Here is a 17,959-nt window from a genome sequence, read left to right as displayed (position 1 = left end):
AGTAAAGTGCTAACATTTTTGCCATTCTGTAATCTGCAAAAAATGGGGCAAAAATGTTAATACAACGTGGTGGATTAAAAGTTGTGGCTGGCTTGGGCATTTCGGGTGTATCAGCAGTCAACTTTCTACATGAACAAGGCTACCAAGTTGCAGTAACAGACTCTCGAGCGACTCCACCAGGTCATGATCAAATTCCTTCAGCTGTGCGTACCAGTTTTGGTCAATTAGATACAGAGCTACTGTTACAAGCAGAAGAAATTATTCTTAGTCCAGGACTTGCACCGCAATTACCAGAAATCCAGCAAGCGTTTGAAAAGGGCATCCCAGTTGTTGGTGATATCCAATTACTACGCCGTGCTACCGAAGTTCCCATTGTTGCGATTACAGGCTCAAATGCAAAAAGCACAGTCACGACTTTGATCGGCTTAATGGCACAAGATGCGGGCAAAAAAGTTGCTGTTGGTGGCAATCTTGGACGTCCCGCGTTGGATTTATTAAAAGATAAACCCGAGCTGCTGATTCTTGAACTCTCGAGCTTTCAGCTTGAAACCACGTCACATCTGAATGCAGAAGTTGCTGTGGTGTTAAACATGAGTGAAGATCATCTTGATCGTCATGGTGATATGTTGGGTTATCACAAAGCTAAACATCGTATTTTCCAAGGCGTGAAAAAAGTGGTGTATAACCGTGATGACAATCTTAGTCGCCCATTGGTACCAGATGTTACCCCGATGCAAAGCTTTGGCTTAAATGCTCCTGATTTGAATCAATATGGTGTGCTACGTGATGCAGATGGGACTATGTGGTTAGCACGTGGTCGTGAACGCCTACTTAAAACCTCTGAGATGTATATTCAAGGCATGCACAATGTTGCCAATGCTTTGGCGTGTTTAGCTTTGGGTGAGGCGATTGGTTTGCCAACTGCATCTATGCTAGAGACCTTAAAGCATTTTAAAGGCTTGGAACATCGTTGTGAATACGTCGAAATGATTGACGGTGTACGCTATTACAATGATTCTAAAGGCACCAATGTTGGCGCGACGCTGGCTGCAATTGATGGCTTGGGGGCTGCAATTGAAGTCAACAAAGGTAAGTTGGCTTTGATTCTCGGTGGTCAAGGCAAAGGTCAGGACTTTAAGCCATTACGTGATGCGATTCAGAAATATGTGAAAACGGTGATTTTGATTGGTGAGGATGCTGCCGTGATTGAGCAGGCAATTCAAGGTACGACGGCAATTCAACATGCACAGAGTTTGAAAGAAGCGGTGGAATTCGCACAGAAGCATACTCAGGCTGAAGATGTAGTACTACTTTCACCCGCTTGTGCTAGCTTCGATATGTTTAAAAGTTACAATGATCGTGGACATCAATTCGTAGCATGTGTAAATACCTTGAGCAAAAAGAAGAACTAGGAACAAAACTATGGCTGATTTAGCCCAAAATACGGTGCAGAAGATTTCGCAATTGCTGAATCGTTTACCCAAGCTACCCGCAGAAATGACGGCACGAAATATCCTGATTTTTTCTGTAATTTCGCTGCTATGTTTCGGCTCAATTATGGTGGCATCTGCATCTATGCCGTATGCTGAATATATTCATGAAAGCCCATTTTACTTCCTAATTCGCCATGGTATTTCGATTGTGGTTGCTGCGGTGGTGGCATTTTTAACCTATCGGGTTTCATTGAATCTCTGGTTTAAAAATGCATTTCCTCTATGGCTGATTACCATTGTTCTGCTCTTGGCAGTATTGGTGGTCGGTTCCGAAGTGAATGGTGCGCATCGCTGGATTAAGGTTGGTGGTTTCACTTTGCAGCCAACCGAAATTGCCAAGATTGTGATGGCAATTTTTACTGCTGACTATGTGGTGCGTCGTGCCAAAGAAGTTCGTACCCACTGGAAAGGCTTATTGCGTTTAAGTGGTGTGATGGCTTTAACGGTTGGTTTCATTGTTGCTGAGCCTGACTTGGGTGCAACTGTCGTTATCGTATTAATGATGGTTGGCGTGTTCTTCTTGGCAGGTGCGCCAGCGACCCAGTTCCTGATCATGCTGGGTGCGATTTTTGCGGGTGTTAGTGCGCTGATTATCTTCGAGCCATTCCGTTTCCAGCGTTTGATTTCGTTTACGAATCCTTGGGCAGATCCATTGGGTGTGGGTTATCAGCTCTCGAATGCCTTGATGGCTTTTGGCCGAGGTGAGTGGTTTGGTACGGGCTTGGGGCATAGTGTACAGAAGCTCTCTTACTTACCGGAAGCACATACGGACTTTATGTTGGCTGTTTTAGGTGAGGAATTTGGTTTCTTTGGCGTTTCAATCGTGATGATATTGTCATTTACCATGCTGGCTTGCTGTATTCGAATTGGTCATCGTGCTTTACAACACAACTATTTGCGTGCAGGTTATTTAGCCTATGGAATTAGCATTATTTTTCTGATGCAGATTCTGGTAAATGCAGGCATGAATATGGGCTTAATGCCAACCAAAGGTTTGACTTTACCGTTTATTAGCTATGGTGGTACATCGTTGATGATGTGTGCTGCGATGATTAGTTTGATTTTAAAGATTGATGCATCGACACAAGAGTTGAACCCACTAAAAGAAGAATCGAATTTCTAAATTGGTTTAGATTAAAAAGCCCTGACTATATTCAGGGCTTTTTTATGACTTATTGAAAAGTTCCCGTCAAATGCACGCCAAAAGGGATAGAGCTTACATCCCATTGTTGTACGGCTTGTTTCAGCATGATATGCGGTTGATCCAGTTCAACTTGGGGTTGCCCTAAGGCTAAAATGGCTTGCCGCAGTAGCTCTGGTGCTTTGTTGATATCCAATGCTTGAGCCAGATTTTGCTTGGAAAGTTTCTGCCCTTGATCGTTCATAGCAAGAGGAAGGTGCATATAGCTTAAACTTGGATACCCAAGTAAAGAACCTAACCATATTTGTCTTGCTGTATTGTCGAGTAAATCCGCACCGCGTACCACATGAGTGATACCTTGCAGATAATCATCTACCACCACAGCCAATTGATAACTGATAATGCCATCGCGACGTTTTAAGACAAAGTCACCGAGATCATGTTGTAAGTTAGAACATTGTCGGCCTTGTAAACGGTCTTCAAAACAAATCAATTGATCTGTGACTTTTAAACGGATGGCTTGATTGGCAAAATCCAGATTTAAATCGCGGCAGGTTCCAGCATAGATATGATTGGAACCCAACATTTTGCGGGTACATTGGCAGGCGTAAATCGATTGTGATTGCTTGAGTTGCTCAAGCACCTGTTCGTAGATATCGAAACGATTTTTTTGAAAAATAATATCTGCATCTGGTTCAAATTGAAAGGCATCAATGCAAGAGAGGATGTGAGTTTCACTGTGGGGATAGATACGAGGGATATCGGTATCTTCAATCCGAACTAGCCATTTGCCTTGATTGGTCTTAGCATCGCAATAACTCGCAACTGCGGTGAGCAGGGAGCCAAAATGCAATGGACCAGTTGGTGATGGCGCAAATCGTCCTATATAAGACATAAAGATTAAATGGTCGTGTGTTTTTAATCCTCCCCAGACCCCTCCTTTATAAAGGAGGGGAGTACTCGAATATTATAAGTTTCTAAATTCTCAGTACTCCTCCCTTTTTAAAGGGAGGTTGGGAGGGATTATTAACCGTTATTTTGCTTTTCTTTGATTTCAGCCAAAGTTTTGCAATCGATACAGAGTGTCGCCGTTGGACGAGCTTCTAAGCGACGTAAGCCAATCTCGATACCACACGTTTCGCAGAAACCGTAGTCTTCATTTTGAATGGCTTCAATCGATTGTTCGATTTTACGAATGAGTTTGCGTTCACGGTCACGTGTACGTAATTCAATCGCAAATTCTTCTTCTTGCGTCGCGCGGTCATTGACGTCAGGAAGTGCGCTAGATTCGTCTTGCATCGTATTTAAAGTACGATCAACTTCAGACATTAACTCAGCTTTCCATGCATTTAAAATTTGGCGGAAATGCTCAAGTTGTCCTTCAGACATGTATTCTTCATTTTTCTTCGGCTGATAAGGCGCAATTCCAAACAGACTAGCAGTTGTACCACCTTCTGAAGCCTTCGGTTTGGTTTTACGTACACGTTTCGCCGATTTCAGATCATCAATCACTTCTGTCGGTTCGTCCAAGACTTGATTTTGGTTGTCATTCGCCATATAGGGCATTCCTCATCTTACACGTACTATCTATACGCAAAAAATATGGTGATATGCAAGTGTTTTTATAGAAACTAGAGATGGTTTTTTCCATCAAGGGTCGACATCATATAGAGTTTTTGAGCAAGATGGTAGTCATTCCCGTCCAGATTTTGTCTGAAATTGACAATGTAATTTGTAATCAAAAGTTTAGTCATATCCTAAAACTTCAGAACTACTCATCCGTTGTGATGTGGGTAAACGATAGACCTGAGTTTCTAGTTCACCATTCGCTTTAAGACGGATATAGCGATAACCCGGATGTTCTTCATCGAGCGCAAATTTGTCACTTCTTGGTTTGAACTGGATACATGTTGAAGGAGTAGATAAAAATTCAACACCTTGCCATGTATTGATAGAATCTTGATGTACATGACCGCAGACAATCGCTTTGACATTGGAAAAAGGTTGAATCGTTTGCAACAGGTCTGATGTGTTTTTAAGTTTATGCTGGTCAATCCACGCCGATTGCATAGCAAAAGGATGGTGGTGACACGCAATAATCACATGACGATCATGTCGTTGAGTGAGTAATTGGGTGAGTTGCTGTAATTGTGCATCGGCAATTTTTCCATCAATGCGTTTTGGTTGCGCGCTATTTAGTAAAATGATGCACCATTGCCCCAACTCAATTACAGTTGGCTGGGTTGGATCCGTTTCATGAAATGGAAAATGCGCCACATCATCATGATTGCCTGGCGTATGGAAAAAAGGAATTCCCAAGCTTTGCATATGTTGTACATAGCGTTTATATGTCAAAGGTGTAGGCGATTGAGCCAAATCACCCGTGTGCACAATAAGGTCAATATGAGGATGTTGCTGGCGCATCAAGTCGATTACAGCATGAAAACTTTGTTCGGGTTGCATTCCGACAAATTCTAAATGTGGATACTCTAATAAATGTGTATCAGTAATCTGTATCATCACAAAATCTTGTTGCGATAATGATGAGACTTGGAAAGTCACCGTCTTTAGCCCCTTCAGATTTTTATCTTTGTTGTATATGTCGAGACAGCCACTGCAATGCCATGATTACAGGTGCGTTTCTCAACCGCCCGTTATTTAATAATGCTTCTAATGCGGAATAATTAAATAGATGAAGTTGGATATTTTCACCTTCATCTGGCATCCCAAAAATGCCCCCGTCCTTTGGCAAATCAACTTCTGCTACATATAAATGAAAAAATTCAGAACATGCGCCAGCAGAAGGGTAGAAGCTAAATAAATGTTTTAATGTTGTGATCTCACAGCCGGATTCCTCTAGGCTTTCACGGCGAATACAGTTTTCTGGAGATTCATCTCCATCGAGTACCCCCGCAATGACTTCGAGTTGCCATGGCGAAACTGGATCATTCAATGCACCTACACGGAATTGTTCAATCAGTGCAAAGCGTTGTTGTTGATCATTATATAGTAAAACGCCAGCGGCTTCTGGACGATGAACCAATTCACGTTGAATTAAAGGTGAAAAATCAGCTCGGTGAAATAACCGATGTTTTAAGCTCACTTTCTCAACTTGAATGAACCCTCGAAACAAGGGCTCTCGAGATTCTATCGTAACGTCGGTTGCTGAGTAGCTGGCGTGGTCAAGAATAGTCATCTTCCATCAGGATGAGATTGTACATATCTCATCCTAACCGAGAATGATTCGCAGGAAAATCTTTTTTTAGCTGATTTACACCTTGTGGTACAATTTTTGACCATGTTCCTGATAAGCGGTTTTCATTGCATTGAGACCTGCTTCAACTTCTGTTTCTGCATCATTTGACTGCTTGGCATTGTGTTGATTTTGCGCATAATCTCGCACATTCTGGGTGATTTTCATCGAACAAAATTTTGGCCCACACATTGAACAGAAGTGTGCCGACTTATGCGCATCTTTCGGAAGTGTCTCATCATGCATGCTACGTGCAGTATCAGGATCTAAGCTCAAATTAAACTGATCGTCCCAACGAAACTCAAAACGTGCTTTGGATAAGGCATTGTCACGAACTTGCGCACCTGGATGGCCTTTGGCTAAGTCTGCTGCATGTGCTGCAATCTTGTAGGTAATGATGCCGTCTTTAACATCTTTTTTGTTGGGTAAACCCAAATGCTCTTTCGGGGTGACATAGCAGAGCATGGCTGTGCCATACCAACCAATCATCGCAGCACCAATCGCAGAGGTAATATGGTCATAACCCGGTGCGATGTCTGTAGTGAGTGGGCCAAGAGTGTAGAAAGGTGCTTCTTTACAGACTTCGAGTTGAAGATCCATGTTTTCTTTAATCATATGCATTGGCACATGCCCTGGGCCTTCAATCATGACTTGTACATCATGTTCCCAAGCACGATGCGTCAATTCACCCAAGGTTTTTAGCTCACTAAACTGCGCTTCATCATTGGCATCTTGAATACAACCAGGACGTAAGCCATCACCCAAACTGAATGACACGTCATAGGCCTTCATGATTTCGCAGATTTCATCAAAATGTGTATATAAGAAGTTTTCTTCATGATGGGCTAAACACCATTGTGCCATGATTGAACCACCGCGAGAGACAATCCCAGTAAGGCGATTTGCCGTCATTGGTACGTAGCGCAGTAATACCCCAGCGTGGATGGTGAAATAATCTACGCCTTGTTCAGCCTGCTCAATCAGCGTGTCTTTAAAAATTTCCCATGTTAGGTCTTCAGCTACACCATCGACTTTTTCGAGTGCTTGATAGATCGGAACAGTTCCGATTGGAACAGGCGAGTTGCGGATAATCCATTCACGGGTTTCATGGATATTTTTACCCGTCGATAAATCCATGATGGTGTCTGCACCCCAACGGGTTGCCCAGGTCATCTTCGCGACTTCTTCATCAATCGATGAGCCGAGCGCAGAGTTGCCGATATTGGCATTAATCTTGACTAAGAAATTGCGACCAATAATCATGGGTTCGCATTCAGGATGGTTAATGTTGGCAGGAATAATGGCGCGACCTGCGGCAACTTCTTGACGTACAAACTCAGGGGTAATTTCTCTTAGGTTTTGTGCGCCAAAGTTTTGACCTGCATGTTGACGCATGTCAACATTTTCACGTTGGCGTTGATTTTCACGGATGGCAATATATTCCATTTCAGGCGTAATAATACCTTGCTGGGCATAATGCATTTGTGTGACATTTTTTCCGATTTGTGCGCGACGTGGGTTTTGAATATGGGCAAAACGGATTTCAGCAGTGCGGATGTCTTTTAAACGGGCTTGACCAAACTCTGAGCTTAAGCCATTCAAGACATCGGTATCTTGGCGTTCTTCAATCCATGCTTGACGAACTAAAGGTAAGCCTTTGTTTAAGTCGATTTGTACATTTGGATCGGTATATACACCAGAAGTGTCATACACCATAACAGGTGGATTATGCTCGCCACCTAGACCTGTTGGGGTTTCAGTTAAGCTAATCTCGCGGAAGGGTACTTGGATATCGGGGCGAGAACCTTCTACATAGACTTTTTTCGATGCAGGTAAAATACGGGTTAAATCTTTAGCGTCTTGCTCATGTTGAGCAGAAATATCAGCAGGGGAAAGATTCGTTAATTGGTTCATGGCATGATCCTTATGTATGGCATTAACGAATCAAGCACGAGCAAAAACGATGGCGGATTCATCTCTTGAATGAGATAAACTGAGGCGAAGTTTTTGTTGGGCTTGATTCCTACGCAGGTGTTAACCTGATCAGGTTCAACGGTACTTATCTTTAAATTGAGTAATTAAGATAATCTCAGCAGTTTGTTAACTGCGCTCCGTCAAGCTAGGCATTTAGCCTAACAGATTTTTTTATTTTTGTTGTATCAATTCACACCAATCAACAAGACTGAATCCGTGCTATTGTCATAAAAGTTTCATCATTTCTATGTTTTAATCACCAATCATTTTTCCATGTGTCTAGTGGAGGCATACTGTGAGCCCAAGCAATCCTGTGTTAAGTCATCATATTTCTTCACAATTTAATGAAGACTTGCAAGATGTGCATACCAAGTTTATGACTATGGGTGGATTAGTGGAGCAACAAGTTGCTAACTCAATTCATGCTTTATTAGACACAGATGCTAACTTAGCCATTGATGTGCAGTTTAAAGACAATGCCGTGAATCAATTCGAACGTGATATTGATGAAGGCTTAACTCTGATTCTCGCGCGTCGTCATCCAGCAGCAATCGATTTGCGTATGGTAATTGCGATGAGTAAAGCCAATACTGATTTAGAGCGTATTGGGGATGAAGCTGCAAAAATTGCACGTATCGCTCAAAACCTCTGTGAAGAAGGTGAGTCTCCTCGTGGTTATATGGAAACACGTCATATTGGTAATCAAGTACGTGTCATGATTCATGACGCATTGGATGCTTTTGCACGTTTAGATGTAGAGCAAGCCTTGAAGGTCGTGATGGCGGATGTGGATATTGACCGTGAATATCAGTCGGCAACACGTACTTTAATGACGTATATGATTGAAGATCCTCGTCATATCTCACGTGTGATTAATGTGATGTGGGTATTACGTTCATTAGAGCGCATCGGTGATCACGCGCGTAATATTTCAGAACAAGTCATTTATATGGCGAAAGGTACAGATGTACGTCATACCAGCATTGAAGAAATTGAACAGAAAGTACATCAAAAATAATAGCGTAAAAATAAAATAATATTGAGCCGCTCAAACTTGGGCGGCTTTTTAATTTTCAAGAGTTATAAATAAAAAAATCCCAGACTTCGGGGGAAAAGTCTGGGAGAGAAATATCATGCGTTACGTGAGATATCAACGTATCTCTTTGTCCTTCTGAATACAACTATAAGGGCGGTGCTGAATTATGTCATGTAGACAACTGTGTATACTCTGTAATCCTTTATTACTTATGTAAATATCACGTAAAAAGAGAGCTGAAAACAGCTCTCTTTTTAAGGCAAAGTTAGGCAATACTGCTTATTTTTCTTCAGTCCAGCCTTCAGCTTTTTCTACGCTTTCATCGTTATTGAAGAATTTTTCACGTTGTTCTTCAAGAAACTTTTTTGCATCAGGTTCAAATACATTCAAACGTTTTTCATTGATCAATGTCGTTTGATGTTTTAACCATTCCTGCCATGCCTGTTTTGAAACTGTTTCAAAGAGTTCTTGACCTTTCGGGCCAGGGAATGGAGCAAAGTCCAAACCTTCAAGCTCTTGTTTATATTTACGGCAGAGTACTTGTCTAGTCATTATGCTATCCAATAAAAGTCCCTCTTTGATAAAGAGGGATATAGGGAAATTAATATAACTGTTCTAGGCGAGTGTGGGCACGCGCAATCGCAGCTTCAACCTGTTTTGGAGACGTACCACCAATGTGATCACGTGCATTGACAGAGGCTTCTAGTGTCAATGCTTTATCAAATACATCTGCTGTGATTAGATCAGAAAATTGTTGTAGTTGTTCAAGTGTGAGCTCAGATAAATCTTTTTCTTCTGCTACACCTAAAGCTACGGCTTTACCTACAATTTCATGTGCATCACGGAACGCAACGCCTTTTTTCACAAGGTAGTCTGCGAGGTCGGTTGCGGTTGAGAAACCACGTAAAGCTGCTTCACGCATAATTTCGATATTTGGGACTAAAGCTGGAACCATATCAGCAAATGCCATCAATGAACCACGAACGGTATCAATCGCATCAAATAATGGTTCTTTGTCTTCTTGGTTGTCTTTGTTATATGCCAATGGTTGGCCTTTCATTAAGGTCAATAGGCTAATTAAGTCACCAAAAACACGACCTGATTTACCACGCACCAGTTCAGGTACATCTGGGTTTTTCTTCTGCGGCATAATTGAAGAGCCTGTGCAGAAGCGATCTGGAATATTCACGAACTTGAATTGTGCAGAAGTCCATAAAATAAGTTCTTCAGACATCCGCGATAAATGCATCATGATGAGGGATGCAGCTGCATTAAATTCAATAGCAAAGTCACGATCAGAAACAGCATCTAACGAATTTTCTGAAACAGCTTCAAAACCTAGCAATTCTGCGGTATACGCACGGTCAATCGGGTAAGTTGTTCCAGCTAAAGCTGCTGAGCCGAGTGGCATACGATTCACACGTTTACGACAGTCCTGTAGACGCTCTGTATCACGGACGAGCATTTCAAACCATGCTAACAAGTGATGACCAAAGGTCACGGGCTGAGCTGTTTGTAGGTGCGTGAAACCTGGCATAATTGTGTTGGTATTTTTACTTGCTAGACCGAGTAAGCCTTTTTGTAAGCGTAATAGTAAACCTAAGATGTCATCAATTTCATCACGCAAATATAAGCGGATGTCAGTTGCAACTTGATCGTTACGACTACGGCCTGTATGTAATTTTTTTCCGGTAATGCCGATACGTTGAGTCAAACGAGACTCAATGTTCATATGTACGTCTTCTAAATCAATACGCCATTCAAAGTTACCTGCTTCAATTTCAGCTTGAATGGTGCTCAAACCTTGAATGATGTCATCACGTTCAGCCTCAGTGAGTACACCTACTTTGGCGAGCATGGTTGCATGTGCAATTGAGCCTGCAATATCTTGTTTATAAAAACGTTGGTCAAATTGCACAGATGCGGTAAATTCTGCAACAAAAGCATCTGTTGCTTCAGAGAAGCGACCGCCCCACATTCCAGAGGTTTGATTTGGGCTGGCTGAAGAAGAGGATTGAGAAGATGTGGTCATGGCGGCTCAGCAAAATAAAAAAGAGTATAGCAAATCCAAACGCAGTTGCTGAAACTCGACGTAAGAAGTTATCGCAAACTCGTCAGGGGAATCTATCGGGCTCCTATTTTTTTACGAAAATTGGGCAATGGCAATACTTATTGGAATTAATTGTTGCAAGTAATGTCTTGGCGATGGTGTTGGCTTTGGCTGAAGCGCGCTCATGGCAAGCCTTAGAGGGCTTTCGTGTTCTGCAATATATGGTGTTTATTAATTGGGTGATTTTGTCTTTCGCAACACTAGTTGATTATTTTAAGGAATTTTTTGCTAAGTTTAGTCAGAAAGTTGCCTTGATAATGGGTTTTGTACTGCTACAACTGATTGTGCTTTTTACGACATGTGCGATCAATATGATTCAATTTTGGGCTGCACGGTCAGGCTCATTTTCAGAGGAGATTTTATTTCACGGAACCAGTCTGCATTTAGGCTATGGTGTTTTGTTAGGTGCTTTCTGCTTGCGTTACTTATATATGCGTGAGCAATGGATGAATCAGCAATATAGTGAACTGAATGCGCGGATTCAGGCCATGCAAGCGCGGATACATCCTCATTTCTTATTTAATAGTATGAATAGTGTGGTGAGCTTAATTGCGATTGACCCTGAAAAAGCTGAAAATATGTTGATTAATCTGTCGCGTTTATTTCGAGCGAGTTTTCAAGAACTGAAGCTAGTCAGCTTAGCTGAGGAAATTGACTTATGTCAGCAATATTTAAGTATAGAAAAGATGCGTTTAGGTGCGCGTTTGAATGTAGAATGGAAGATACAGGCGACACCAATTGAATTAAAACGAGTGACGATTCCGTTATTAACGTTGCAACCTTTGCTTGAGAATAGTATTTTTCATGGGGTGGAAAAAGTTTTGCAGCCTTCGACCGTTAGTGTATTGGTTGAAATATTGCAAAATCAAGTCAGTATAGTCATTACTAACCCTTATTCTCACGATACAATAAAATCGAGAAAGGGAAATGGTATTGCGATAGACAATGTGAAGCAGCGCCTGAAAGCTTATTATGGGCAAACGGTTAAGTTTCAGATTTATGGGGGAACGTCGTTATATACGACGGTGGTGAGCTACCACTATCGAGTAAAATAATAAGTCAAGTTAACCATAAAAAATATGGATGAAGTTAACGGTGACAAGGAGAAGAGGATGAGAGTTCTGATTGCTGATGATGAGCCTCTCGCAGTAGAGCGTTTGTCACGTTTAGTGACCCAAATGGGGCACGAAGTCATTGCGACGGCGCATCATGGTCAGGATGTGTTAAATCATATTGAAAACGACTCACCTGATGTCGTTTTACTAGATATTCAAATGCCAGGGATGAATGGTTTGGAATGTGCTGAACAACTTAGCCAGCTCCATCCTCGTCCTGCGATTATTTTTTGTACGGCATATGATCAACATGCATTGGAAGCATTTAAATTTCAAGCACAAGGATATTTACTTAAACCTGTTGCACAACAAGATTTACAGCAGGTGTTTAATCATTTAACCCATCTTACACAAGCACAAATGACTGGTTTAAAACAACAAGACGATATGTACGATACCAAAACACAACGCCATCAAATTGCTGCGAAAACTTATCGCGGAGTAGAACTGATTCCACTAGAGAATGTTTATTATTTTTTAGCAGATCAGAAATATGTCACCGTTCGCCATAAAAATGGCAGTGTGTTGATTGACGAAACCTTAAAAGACTTGGAGTTAGAATTTGCAGATCGTTTTATCCGGATCCATCGTAATGCCTTGGTCTCGTTAGACTATCTTGAAGGTTTAGAGTTGGTGGCTGCTGGTCAGTATCAGGTGCGTTTGCGTGAGTTGGAGGAGCGATTGTCAGTTAGCCGTCGTCATCTACCAAGTTTAAGAGAGTGCATGCATCAATTATAAAACCCAGCTTTTCAGCTGAATGATTGATCACTTTATGATTTTTTACTTGCAATTTCAGGTGATCAAGTTAAGTTTGGAACAATTGCTTTGATCAATACTTACCTTGAATTTATGAAAACCTTAAAAATTGCGACTCGACAAAGCCCTCTTGCTCTTTGGCAGGCGGAACATATTCGTTCTCGTTTAAATGTGCTTTATCCAGATTTAACGGTTGAATTGGTTAAGTTTGTCACCCAAGGCGATAAGATTTTAGATACACCGTTAGCAAAAATTGGTGGCAAAGGTTTATTCGTAAAAGAATTGGAAGCTGCATTACTGGATGGTCGTGCAGATTTGGCTGTACATTCAATGAAAGATGTACCGATGCATTTGCCTGAAGGCTTAAGCTTAGCTGTGATCTGTGAACGTGAAGATCCTTTGGATGCGTTTGTCTCAAACCAGTACTCGCATTTTGATGAGTTGCCACAAGGCGCAAAAGTAGGAACATCTAGCCTACGCCGTAAGTGTCAAATTTTACAGCTACGCCCTGATTTAGAGATTATCGATTTGCGCGGTAATGTCGGAACGCGGTTATCTAAGCTGGATGATGGCTTGTATGATGCGATTATCTTAGCCAGTGCTGGTTTAAAACGTTTAGGTCTGGCAGATCGGATTCGTCATTGCTTAACACCAGTTGTGAGTTTACCTGCGGTGGGTCAAGGTGCACTCGGTTTGGAATGTCGTACGGATGATGTTGCATTATTAGAGTTGATTCAGCCATTACAACACGAAGAAACTTCGATCTGTGTACGAGCAGAACGTGCTTTTAATGCCTATCTTGAAGGTGGTTGTCAGGTTCCAATTGCAGGTTATGCAACCTTAGCCAACGATCAATTACACATTGAAGGACGTGTTGGCAGTGTAGATGGCAACACCTTGTTGAAAGAGCAATTGGTTGGTGCAACAGTCGATGCTGAGCAACTTGGTGAACAGCTCGCTCAGCGATTGCTGGCGCAAGGTGCAGGTGAATTGCTCAAAGCGTTGTATTAATGCTGTTTATTAATACACGTCCTGATGACCGTGCTTCTGTTTTAACTCAAGCATTGAATGAGGTGGGTTATCAGGTTGAAGCATTACCTTTGCTTGAGTTAGTTGCAGAGCCTTTTTCTGAAGCTTTGCAACAACTTTACTTAGCCTTGGTTGAGACTCAAGTAATCGTGGTGGTTAGCCCGACTGCCGTTGACATTGGAATACGTTATTTGCAGCAAGCGGGATTGCAACTAGATCAGCTTAAACATATTCAATGGGTCGCTGTGGGACAAGCTACAGCAAAGGCTTTAGCTGAATTTAAAATAGTAAGTGTGGTACCTGAGGTGGAAACTTCAGAGGGCGTGTTAGAACTTCCAAGTTTAAAACAACAGAAAGACCTAACCAAAATAGCGTTCTGGCGTGGTTTGGGCGGCCGACAGTTTATGATGCAGCAATTGCAGCAACAGGGCGTCGAAATTCTAAATTTTGTACTCTATCATCGTCAGTGTCCAACGCAGAGTTTTATTGCATTTCCTGAAATTGTAAAAAAAATAGGTTTAAATCAGCCTGTTGCTGTGTTGATTAGTAGTGAGGCGAGCTGGAATCATTGGCAACAACTCTGCAGTCAGCATGCCTGTGCTGCTGATTGGATTTATTTAGTTTTGGGTGCACGTTTAGTTCAAGTTTTGGAACGTGCTCAGCGGCAGATGGGGCAAGGATTTAACATTATTCAGCTTGAAAATTTATCTGCATCAGAGATCATTCATCGTATGAGTGACTGGCAAGGACATGTATGAGAAAAATTGGTTATCTAATATTAGGATTGAGTTTATTGTGGTTGGCTAAACTCAGTTATGATGTTGCACAATATTCTCAGACTGTACCGCAGTTACAACAACAGTTAGACCAAACTGAGCAACGTTATGCTTTATTGAATGATCAATTTGTTGCTGTACAACGTCAGTTGCAAAATACCAGCCCTGTAGAACCTACGGATAGTGTTGCTATTCCGACGACGCTAACAGGCATTGCTCCCGTTATTTTGATTAAACAGCAAATGCAATTGGTACAATTTGCATTAGATCAACAGCAGTTTATCTACGCGCTAGATCAACTCAACCAAGTGCAGCAGCATGTTGTGCAATATGCTGTATCTCCTGCCTTACAACATAGTTTGGTTAAGTCGATTGAGCAGGATAAACAAATTATTCAGCAATATGTTTTGAGCCAGACACAGCAACAGCAGCAACTGGATAATTTGTTGCAGCAATTAGATCAGAAGATTCAACAAGAAATCCGAAATCCGAAAGTTAGCATGACAAACAATGAAGCAGCGTCGTGGTGGCAGTGGTTTAAATTAGAAAAAGTACAGCGCAACTCACCAGATTTGATGAACCGTAATATTACCTTGAAAGAAGCACAATTGCGTTTGTTACTCGCTTCTCAAGCCTTAAAACAAGGGCAACTGACAGAATATCGAAAATCGATTCTAGAGGTGATGCAACTAGTTGCTGAATTACCAGATCAAAATAGCCAGCAAATGAAATTGCGTTTAGAGAAAATCTTAAATTTACCCGCAGTACCAACACCGAAACTAACCACACTTGGTTTGTTGGGGTAAAGCTTTATGAAACGGTTACTGTTGATTTATGTGCTTGCAAGTCTGGTGTTATTTGCACTGTTTGCTGTATTGAGTTATGGCTATGGAAATGGCTATGTCTATATCTATTGGCGAGATTGGCAATTCCAAAGTGGTGTTTTAGGGCTAATCGGGCTATTTATTTTGGTCAGCTTATTGGCACAATTTGCTTGGTTATTCGGTAAACGGTCTTTTGCCCGCGAGCAGCGAAAAAAAGAAACGATTCTTCATTTTAAAGATCTGCATCCTTATGAGCAGCTTGGCATTGTTTGGTTGTTGGAAGCAGCCAAAGATCAGCAAGTTTTTATTGAGCGTGTTTATACTCAATCAGGATTGCTCAATCATATTATTGATGCACAATTTGATTATAAAAATGGTGATTATGAGACAGCTTTGCAGAGTCTAGAAAAATCTGCACCGATGGCATTTGAGCTGGCTGAATTGCAGCGTATAGATATTTATCTTGAGCAGCAGGAAACACAGAAAGCGCTCACCCATTTAGAGTTTCTTGCTCAACATCAGTTGTCTCCGTGGTTAACTGAGATTGAAACGGCGTATCAGCAGCGGATTACAGCACTTTGGGGCAAACTTGCGTTACAAGAACCTTGGTTATTCTTGCAAACGACTCAGTATGGTTTGTTGGATGCGGAACACCGTGATTTATGGTTACAACAGCTACTCATACGATTTGATCAGGCTTCTGTAGATGATCTTGCTGCATTGCAGCAACGTTATCTGGTTTTGCAGGATGAGATTCAAACGCGTCCATATAGCAGTAAAGTGCTTTGGTTGAAGTTACTGGCTCGAATGCCAGAAATGAGTTTGCAGCATGAGGATTTGGCACTGCATTTATTGCAGGATCAATTCGATCCCGAAGTATTTTATCTGTGGTTTCAGCAGCAATTACTCAAGCAGATTCCAGATTATGCTTATGTTGAACAGCGTATTATTCAACTGGAGCAGCGTTATACAAGTGTCCCAATGCTTAGCTTTGCAAAGTGGCATATTTATGTGTCAACGCAGCGTCAGCAAGACGCCGAGCAGTTATTAACTTTATACCCAGATAACATTTTAATGAGTTATTTAAGGATTAAAGCAACATTGGGTGATAATTCTGATTTAATCAGACAGTTAAATTTAATATTTGAAAATGATGTGAATTTTCTTAATTTTAAGATATGAGTGTAAGTATGAAAGAACTTTCTGTCTACCCGGTAATACATAAGCAAACGATAGCCTGGGGGGATATGGATGCTTTTGGACATGTAAATAATGTACAGTATTATCGTTATATTGAAAGCGCACGAATTGCTTATTTAATGGCATTGAATATCTTTGATCAGGATATATTGACCGTTGTTGCATCAAGCCAATGCAAATATTTAAGTCCAGTATTTTACCCTGATGTGCTGCATATTGGTGCGCGGATTGAAGAGTTAAGAAATAGTGCTTTTCGTATGCATTATGTCTTATGGAGTGAAGCGCAGAATCAAGTTGTCGCGACTGGTGAGGCAGTTATGGTCTGCGTTGATAAGCTAACGTCAAAGAAATTAAATATCCCAGATACGATTAGGCAAAAGATAGTTCAACTAGAGCAAAGTGTAGGGCACTCGTTAATATCTCATTAATTATTATAAAGACGATTATGTCTATTTTTGTTTAATTACATAGTAAATTTATATAATAAGGTTCAAACATATCATTTCTGAATGATTGGTGTGTTTGAACCATGATAAGCCCAATAAAATTAGAATTTTTTAGATAAAATTAAGAGTAAATTAATATAAGTCGTATTGTTGATGATCTTCTGCTTGCTTTTATAAAATATGTTTTTATATAACACAGGTGATTTTTTAGGGTTTATTGTAAATAAAATGCTATTTAGTGCTTGATATATGATTAAGTGGGTTATTCTCATATTGATTATTTAATCATTTATAAATTAATATTGAATCGAATTTGAAATTCATTTTATTTTTTGAGTGATATATTTCCCCTATTAAGTCGGAGTGGTTCTAATGAAACCAGATATTAGCGAGTTATCTGTAGAAGATTTGAAGCGTTTACAAGCAGAAGCAGAAGCTTTAATTGCAAGTAAAAAAGATCAAGCTATTGAAGATGCTTATAATCAAATTATTGCAATTGCTGATGCGATTGGCTTTAGTGTTGAAGAATTATTGGAAGTGGGCGAACAAAAGCGTAAGAAAACGACGCGTAAAGCAGTAGAGCCACGCTACCGTAATAAGAGCAATGCTGAAGAAACTTGGACTGGTCGTGGTAAGCAACCACGCTGGTTAGTTGCTGAATTAGAAAAAGGTGCAAAACTTGAAGATTTCTTAATCTAAGCAAGTTTTAAAGTCATCGTTTTGTCATACGATGACTTTATCCTTTATCAAAAGCCAGGCTTAAAAAGCTTGGTTTTTTTATATGAGAGAATTGGCGATGTTGAAAA

18 protein-coding genes and 1 riboswitch are annotated in these 17,959 nt (G+C 40.9%); of the genes, 11 read left to right on the top strand and 7 right to left on the bottom strand.

Features of this window, described 5'->3' with window-relative positions:
* The first annotated feature begins 53 nt into the window (after nt 1-53).
* Together murD and ftsW are read left to right on the top strand one after the other, a co-directional pair.
* Nucleotides 54-1,412: a UDP-N-acetylmuramoyl-L-alanine--D-glutamate ligase gene (gene murD, locus NDN11_RS16795; protein WP_251110271.1), complete on the top strand. Its 1,359-nt coding sequence runs from the start codon at nt 54-56 to the stop codon at nt 1,410-1,412.
* A 10-nt stretch (nt 1,413-1,422) separates the two neighbouring features.
* A complete protein-coding gene (gene ftsW / locus NDN11_RS16790; RefSeq protein WP_005291305.1) occupies nt 1,423-2,616 on the top strand; it encodes a putative lipid II flippase FtsW in 1,194 nt (397 codons plus the stop codon).
* Nucleotides 2,617-2,665: 49 nt separating this feature from the next.
* On the opposite strand, the gene gluQRS is transcribed toward ftsW, so the two are convergent.
* From gluQRS to thiC, 5 genes are all read right to left on the bottom strand, one after another.
* A complete protein-coding gene (gene gluQRS, locus NDN11_RS16785; RefSeq protein ID WP_251110270.1) occupies nt 2,666-3,529 on the bottom strand; it encodes a tRNA glutamyl-Q(34) synthetase GluQRS in 864 nt (287 codons plus the stop codon).
* A gap of 131 nt (nt 3,530-3,660) precedes the next feature.
* Nucleotides 3,661-4,191, bottom strand: coding sequence for an RNA polymerase-binding protein DksA (gene dksA / locus NDN11_RS16780; RefSeq protein WP_004656335.1), 531 nt, complete (start codon nt 4,189-4,191; stop codon nt 3,661-3,663).
* Nucleotides 4,192-4,380: 189 nt separating this feature from the next.
* Nucleotides 4,381-5,196: a 3',5'-cyclic-AMP phosphodiesterase gene (gene cpdA, locus NDN11_RS16775; RefSeq protein ID WP_167250227.1), complete on the bottom strand. Its 816-nt coding sequence runs from the start codon at nt 5,194-5,196 to the stop codon at nt 4,381-4,383.
* A 22-nt stretch (nt 5,197-5,218) separates the two neighbouring features.
* Entirely contained in the window at nt 5,219-5,830 is a 612-nt protein-coding gene (locus NDN11_RS16770) for an NUDIX domain-containing protein (RefSeq protein ID WP_167250229.1), read from the bottom strand.
* A gap of 75 nt (nt 5,831-5,905) precedes the next feature.
* Nucleotides 5,906-7,801: a phosphomethylpyrimidine synthase ThiC gene (gene thiC, locus NDN11_RS16765; RefSeq protein WP_167250232.1), complete on the bottom strand. Its 1,896-nt coding sequence runs from the start codon at nt 7,799-7,801 to the stop codon at nt 5,906-5,908.
* 89 nt (nt 7,802-7,890) lie between these two features.
* A riboswitch (TPP riboswitch) is annotated at nt 7,891-8,011 on the bottom strand.
* Nucleotides 8,012-8,156: 145 nt separating this feature from the next.
* Between thiC and phoU the strand changes: the two genes are divergently transcribed.
* Complete coding sequence (phoU, locus tag NDN11_RS16760) at nt 8,157-8,879, top strand: phosphate signaling complex protein PhoU (RefSeq protein ID WP_004802187.1); 723 nt, start codon at nt 8,157-8,159, stop codon at nt 8,877-8,879.
* Nucleotides 8,880-9,176: 297 nt separating this feature from the next.
* On the opposite strand, the gene NDN11_RS16755 is transcribed toward phoU, so the two are convergent.
* Together NDN11_RS16755 and argH are read right to left on the bottom strand one after the other, a co-directional pair.
* Nucleotides 9,177-9,449 carry an oxidative damage protection protein gene (locus NDN11_RS16755; RefSeq protein WP_167250234.1) on the bottom strand — a complete coding sequence of 91 codons (273 nt, stop codon included), beginning with the start codon at nt 9,447-9,449 and terminating at the stop codon, nt 9,177-9,179.
* A gap of 49 nt (nt 9,450-9,498) precedes the next feature.
* Nucleotides 9,499-10,929 carry an argininosuccinate lyase gene (argH, locus tag NDN11_RS16750; protein ID WP_251110269.1) on the bottom strand — a complete coding sequence of 477 codons (1,431 nt, stop codon included), beginning with the start codon at nt 10,927-10,929 and terminating at the stop codon, nt 9,499-9,501.
* Between argH and NDN11_RS16745 the strand changes: the two genes are divergently transcribed.
* The 8 genes from NDN11_RS16745 to NDN11_RS16710 all read left to right on the top strand — a co-directional run bounded on the left by NDN11_RS16745 (nt 10,920) and on the right by NDN11_RS16710 (nt 17,852).
* Entirely contained in the window at nt 10,920-12,062 is a 1,143-nt protein-coding gene (locus NDN11_RS16745) for a sensor histidine kinase (protein ID WP_167250238.1), read from the top strand. The two genes, argH and NDN11_RS16745, sit on opposite strands and share 10 nt — an antisense overlap.
* A gap of 57 nt (nt 12,063-12,119) precedes the next feature.
* A complete protein-coding gene (locus NDN11_RS16740; protein WP_167250240.1) occupies nt 12,120-12,860 on the top strand; it encodes a LytR/AlgR family response regulator transcription factor in 741 nt (246 codons plus the stop codon).
* A gap of 111 nt (nt 12,861-12,971) precedes the next feature.
* Nucleotides 12,972-13,889: a hydroxymethylbilane synthase gene (gene hemC / locus NDN11_RS16735; protein ID WP_167250582.1), complete on the top strand. Its 918-nt coding sequence runs from the start codon at nt 12,972-12,974 to the stop codon at nt 13,887-13,889.
* Complete coding sequence (locus NDN11_RS16730; protein ID WP_251110268.1) at nt 13,889-14,665, top strand: uroporphyrinogen-III synthase; 777 nt, start codon at nt 13,889-13,891, stop codon at nt 14,663-14,665. The genes hemC and NDN11_RS16730 overlap by 1 nt, the downstream gene beginning before the upstream one ends.
* A complete protein-coding gene (locus tag NDN11_RS16725; RefSeq protein WP_251110267.1) occupies nt 14,662-15,489 on the top strand; it encodes a hypothetical protein in 828 nt (275 codons plus the stop codon). The genes NDN11_RS16730 and NDN11_RS16725 overlap by 4 nt, the downstream gene beginning before the upstream one ends.
* A 6-nt stretch (nt 15,490-15,495) precedes the next feature.
* Nucleotides 15,496-16,689 carry a heme biosynthesis protein HemY gene (locus tag NDN11_RS16720; RefSeq protein WP_167250246.1) on the top strand — a complete coding sequence of 398 codons (1,194 nt, stop codon included), beginning with the start codon at nt 15,496-15,498 and terminating at the stop codon, nt 16,687-16,689.
* Between the two features lie 8 nt (nt 16,690-16,697).
* Nucleotides 16,698-17,135 (top strand): acyl-CoA thioesterase, encoded by a 438-nt coding sequence (locus tag NDN11_RS16715; RefSeq protein ID WP_251110266.1) that lies wholly within the window; start codon nt 16,698-16,700, stop codon nt 17,133-17,135.
* Between the two features lie 390 nt (nt 17,136-17,525).
* On the top strand, nt 17,526-17,852 hold the full coding sequence (locus NDN11_RS16710; protein WP_004802206.1) for an H-NS histone family protein: 327 nt from the start codon (nt 17,526-17,528) through the stop codon (nt 17,850-17,852).
* The last annotated feature ends 107 nt before the right edge of the window (nt 17,853-17,959 follow it).

Origin of the sequence: Acinetobacter sp. C26M, from assembly GCF_023702675.1 — a bacterium.
Classification (GTDB): domain Bacteria; phylum Pseudomonadota; class Gammaproteobacteria; order Pseudomonadales; family Moraxellaceae; genus Acinetobacter.
The sequence above is the reverse complement of the archived record's forward strand: the minus strand, read 5'-3'. Positions and strand labels throughout refer to the sequence as shown.

What these genes read in the sequence shown, in the direction of transcription:
- NDN11_RS16770 (WP_167250229.1), bottom strand. Translation starts at nt 5,830, where the DNA reads ATGACTATTCTTGACCACGCCAGCTACTCAGCAACCGACGTTACGATA.
- NDN11_RS16730 (WP_251110268.1), top strand. Translation starts at nt 13,889, where the DNA reads ATGCTGTTTATTAATACACGTCCTGATGACCGTGCTTCTGTTTTAACT.
- NDN11_RS16725 (WP_251110267.1), top strand. Translation starts at nt 14,662, where the DNA reads ATGAGAAAAATTGGTTATCTAATATTAGGATTGAGTTTATTGTGGTTG.
- murD (WP_251110271.1), top strand. Translation starts at nt 54, where the DNA reads ATGTTAATACAACGTGGTGGATTAAAAGTTGTGGCTGGCTTGGGCATT.
- NDN11_RS16715 (WP_251110266.1), top strand. Translation starts at nt 16,698, where the DNA reads ATGAAAGAACTTTCTGTCTACCCGGTAATACATAAGCAAACGATAGCC.
- dksA (WP_004656335.1), bottom strand. Translation starts at nt 4,191, where the DNA reads ATGGCGAATGACAACCAAAATCAAGTCTTGGACGAACCGACAGAAGTG.
- NDN11_RS16755 (WP_167250234.1), bottom strand. Translation starts at nt 9,449, where the DNA reads ATGACTAGACAAGTACTCTGCCGTAAATATAAACAAGAGCTTGAAGGT.
- thiC (WP_167250232.1), bottom strand. Translation starts at nt 7,801, where the DNA reads ATGAACCAATTAACGAATCTTTCCCCTGCTGATATTTCTGCTCAACAT.
- argH (WP_251110269.1), bottom strand. Translation starts at nt 10,929, where the DNA reads ATGACCACATCTTCTCAATCCTCTTCTTCAGCCAGCCCAAATCAAACC.
- NDN11_RS16740 (WP_167250240.1), top strand. Translation starts at nt 12,120, where the DNA reads ATGAGAGTTCTGATTGCTGATGATGAGCCTCTCGCAGTAGAGCGTTTG.
- gluQRS (WP_251110270.1), bottom strand. Translation starts at nt 3,529, where the DNA reads ATGTCTTATATAGGACGATTTGCGCCATCACCAACTGGTCCATTGCAT.
- hemC (WP_167250582.1), top strand. Translation starts at nt 12,972, where the DNA reads ATGAAAACCTTAAAAATTGCGACTCGACAAAGCCCTCTTGCTCTTTGG.
- NDN11_RS16720 (WP_167250246.1), top strand. Translation starts at nt 15,496, where the DNA reads ATGAAACGGTTACTGTTGATTTATGTGCTTGCAAGTCTGGTGTTATTT.
- NDN11_RS16745 (WP_167250238.1), top strand. Translation starts at nt 10,920, where the DNA reads ATGTGGTCATGGCGGCTCAGCAAAATAAAAAAGAGTATAGCAAATCCA.
- ftsW (WP_005291305.1), top strand. Translation starts at nt 1,423, where the DNA reads ATGGCTGATTTAGCCCAAAATACGGTGCAGAAGATTTCGCAATTGCTG.
- NDN11_RS16710 (WP_004802206.1), top strand. Translation starts at nt 17,526, where the DNA reads ATGAAACCAGATATTAGCGAGTTATCTGTAGAAGATTTGAAGCGTTTA.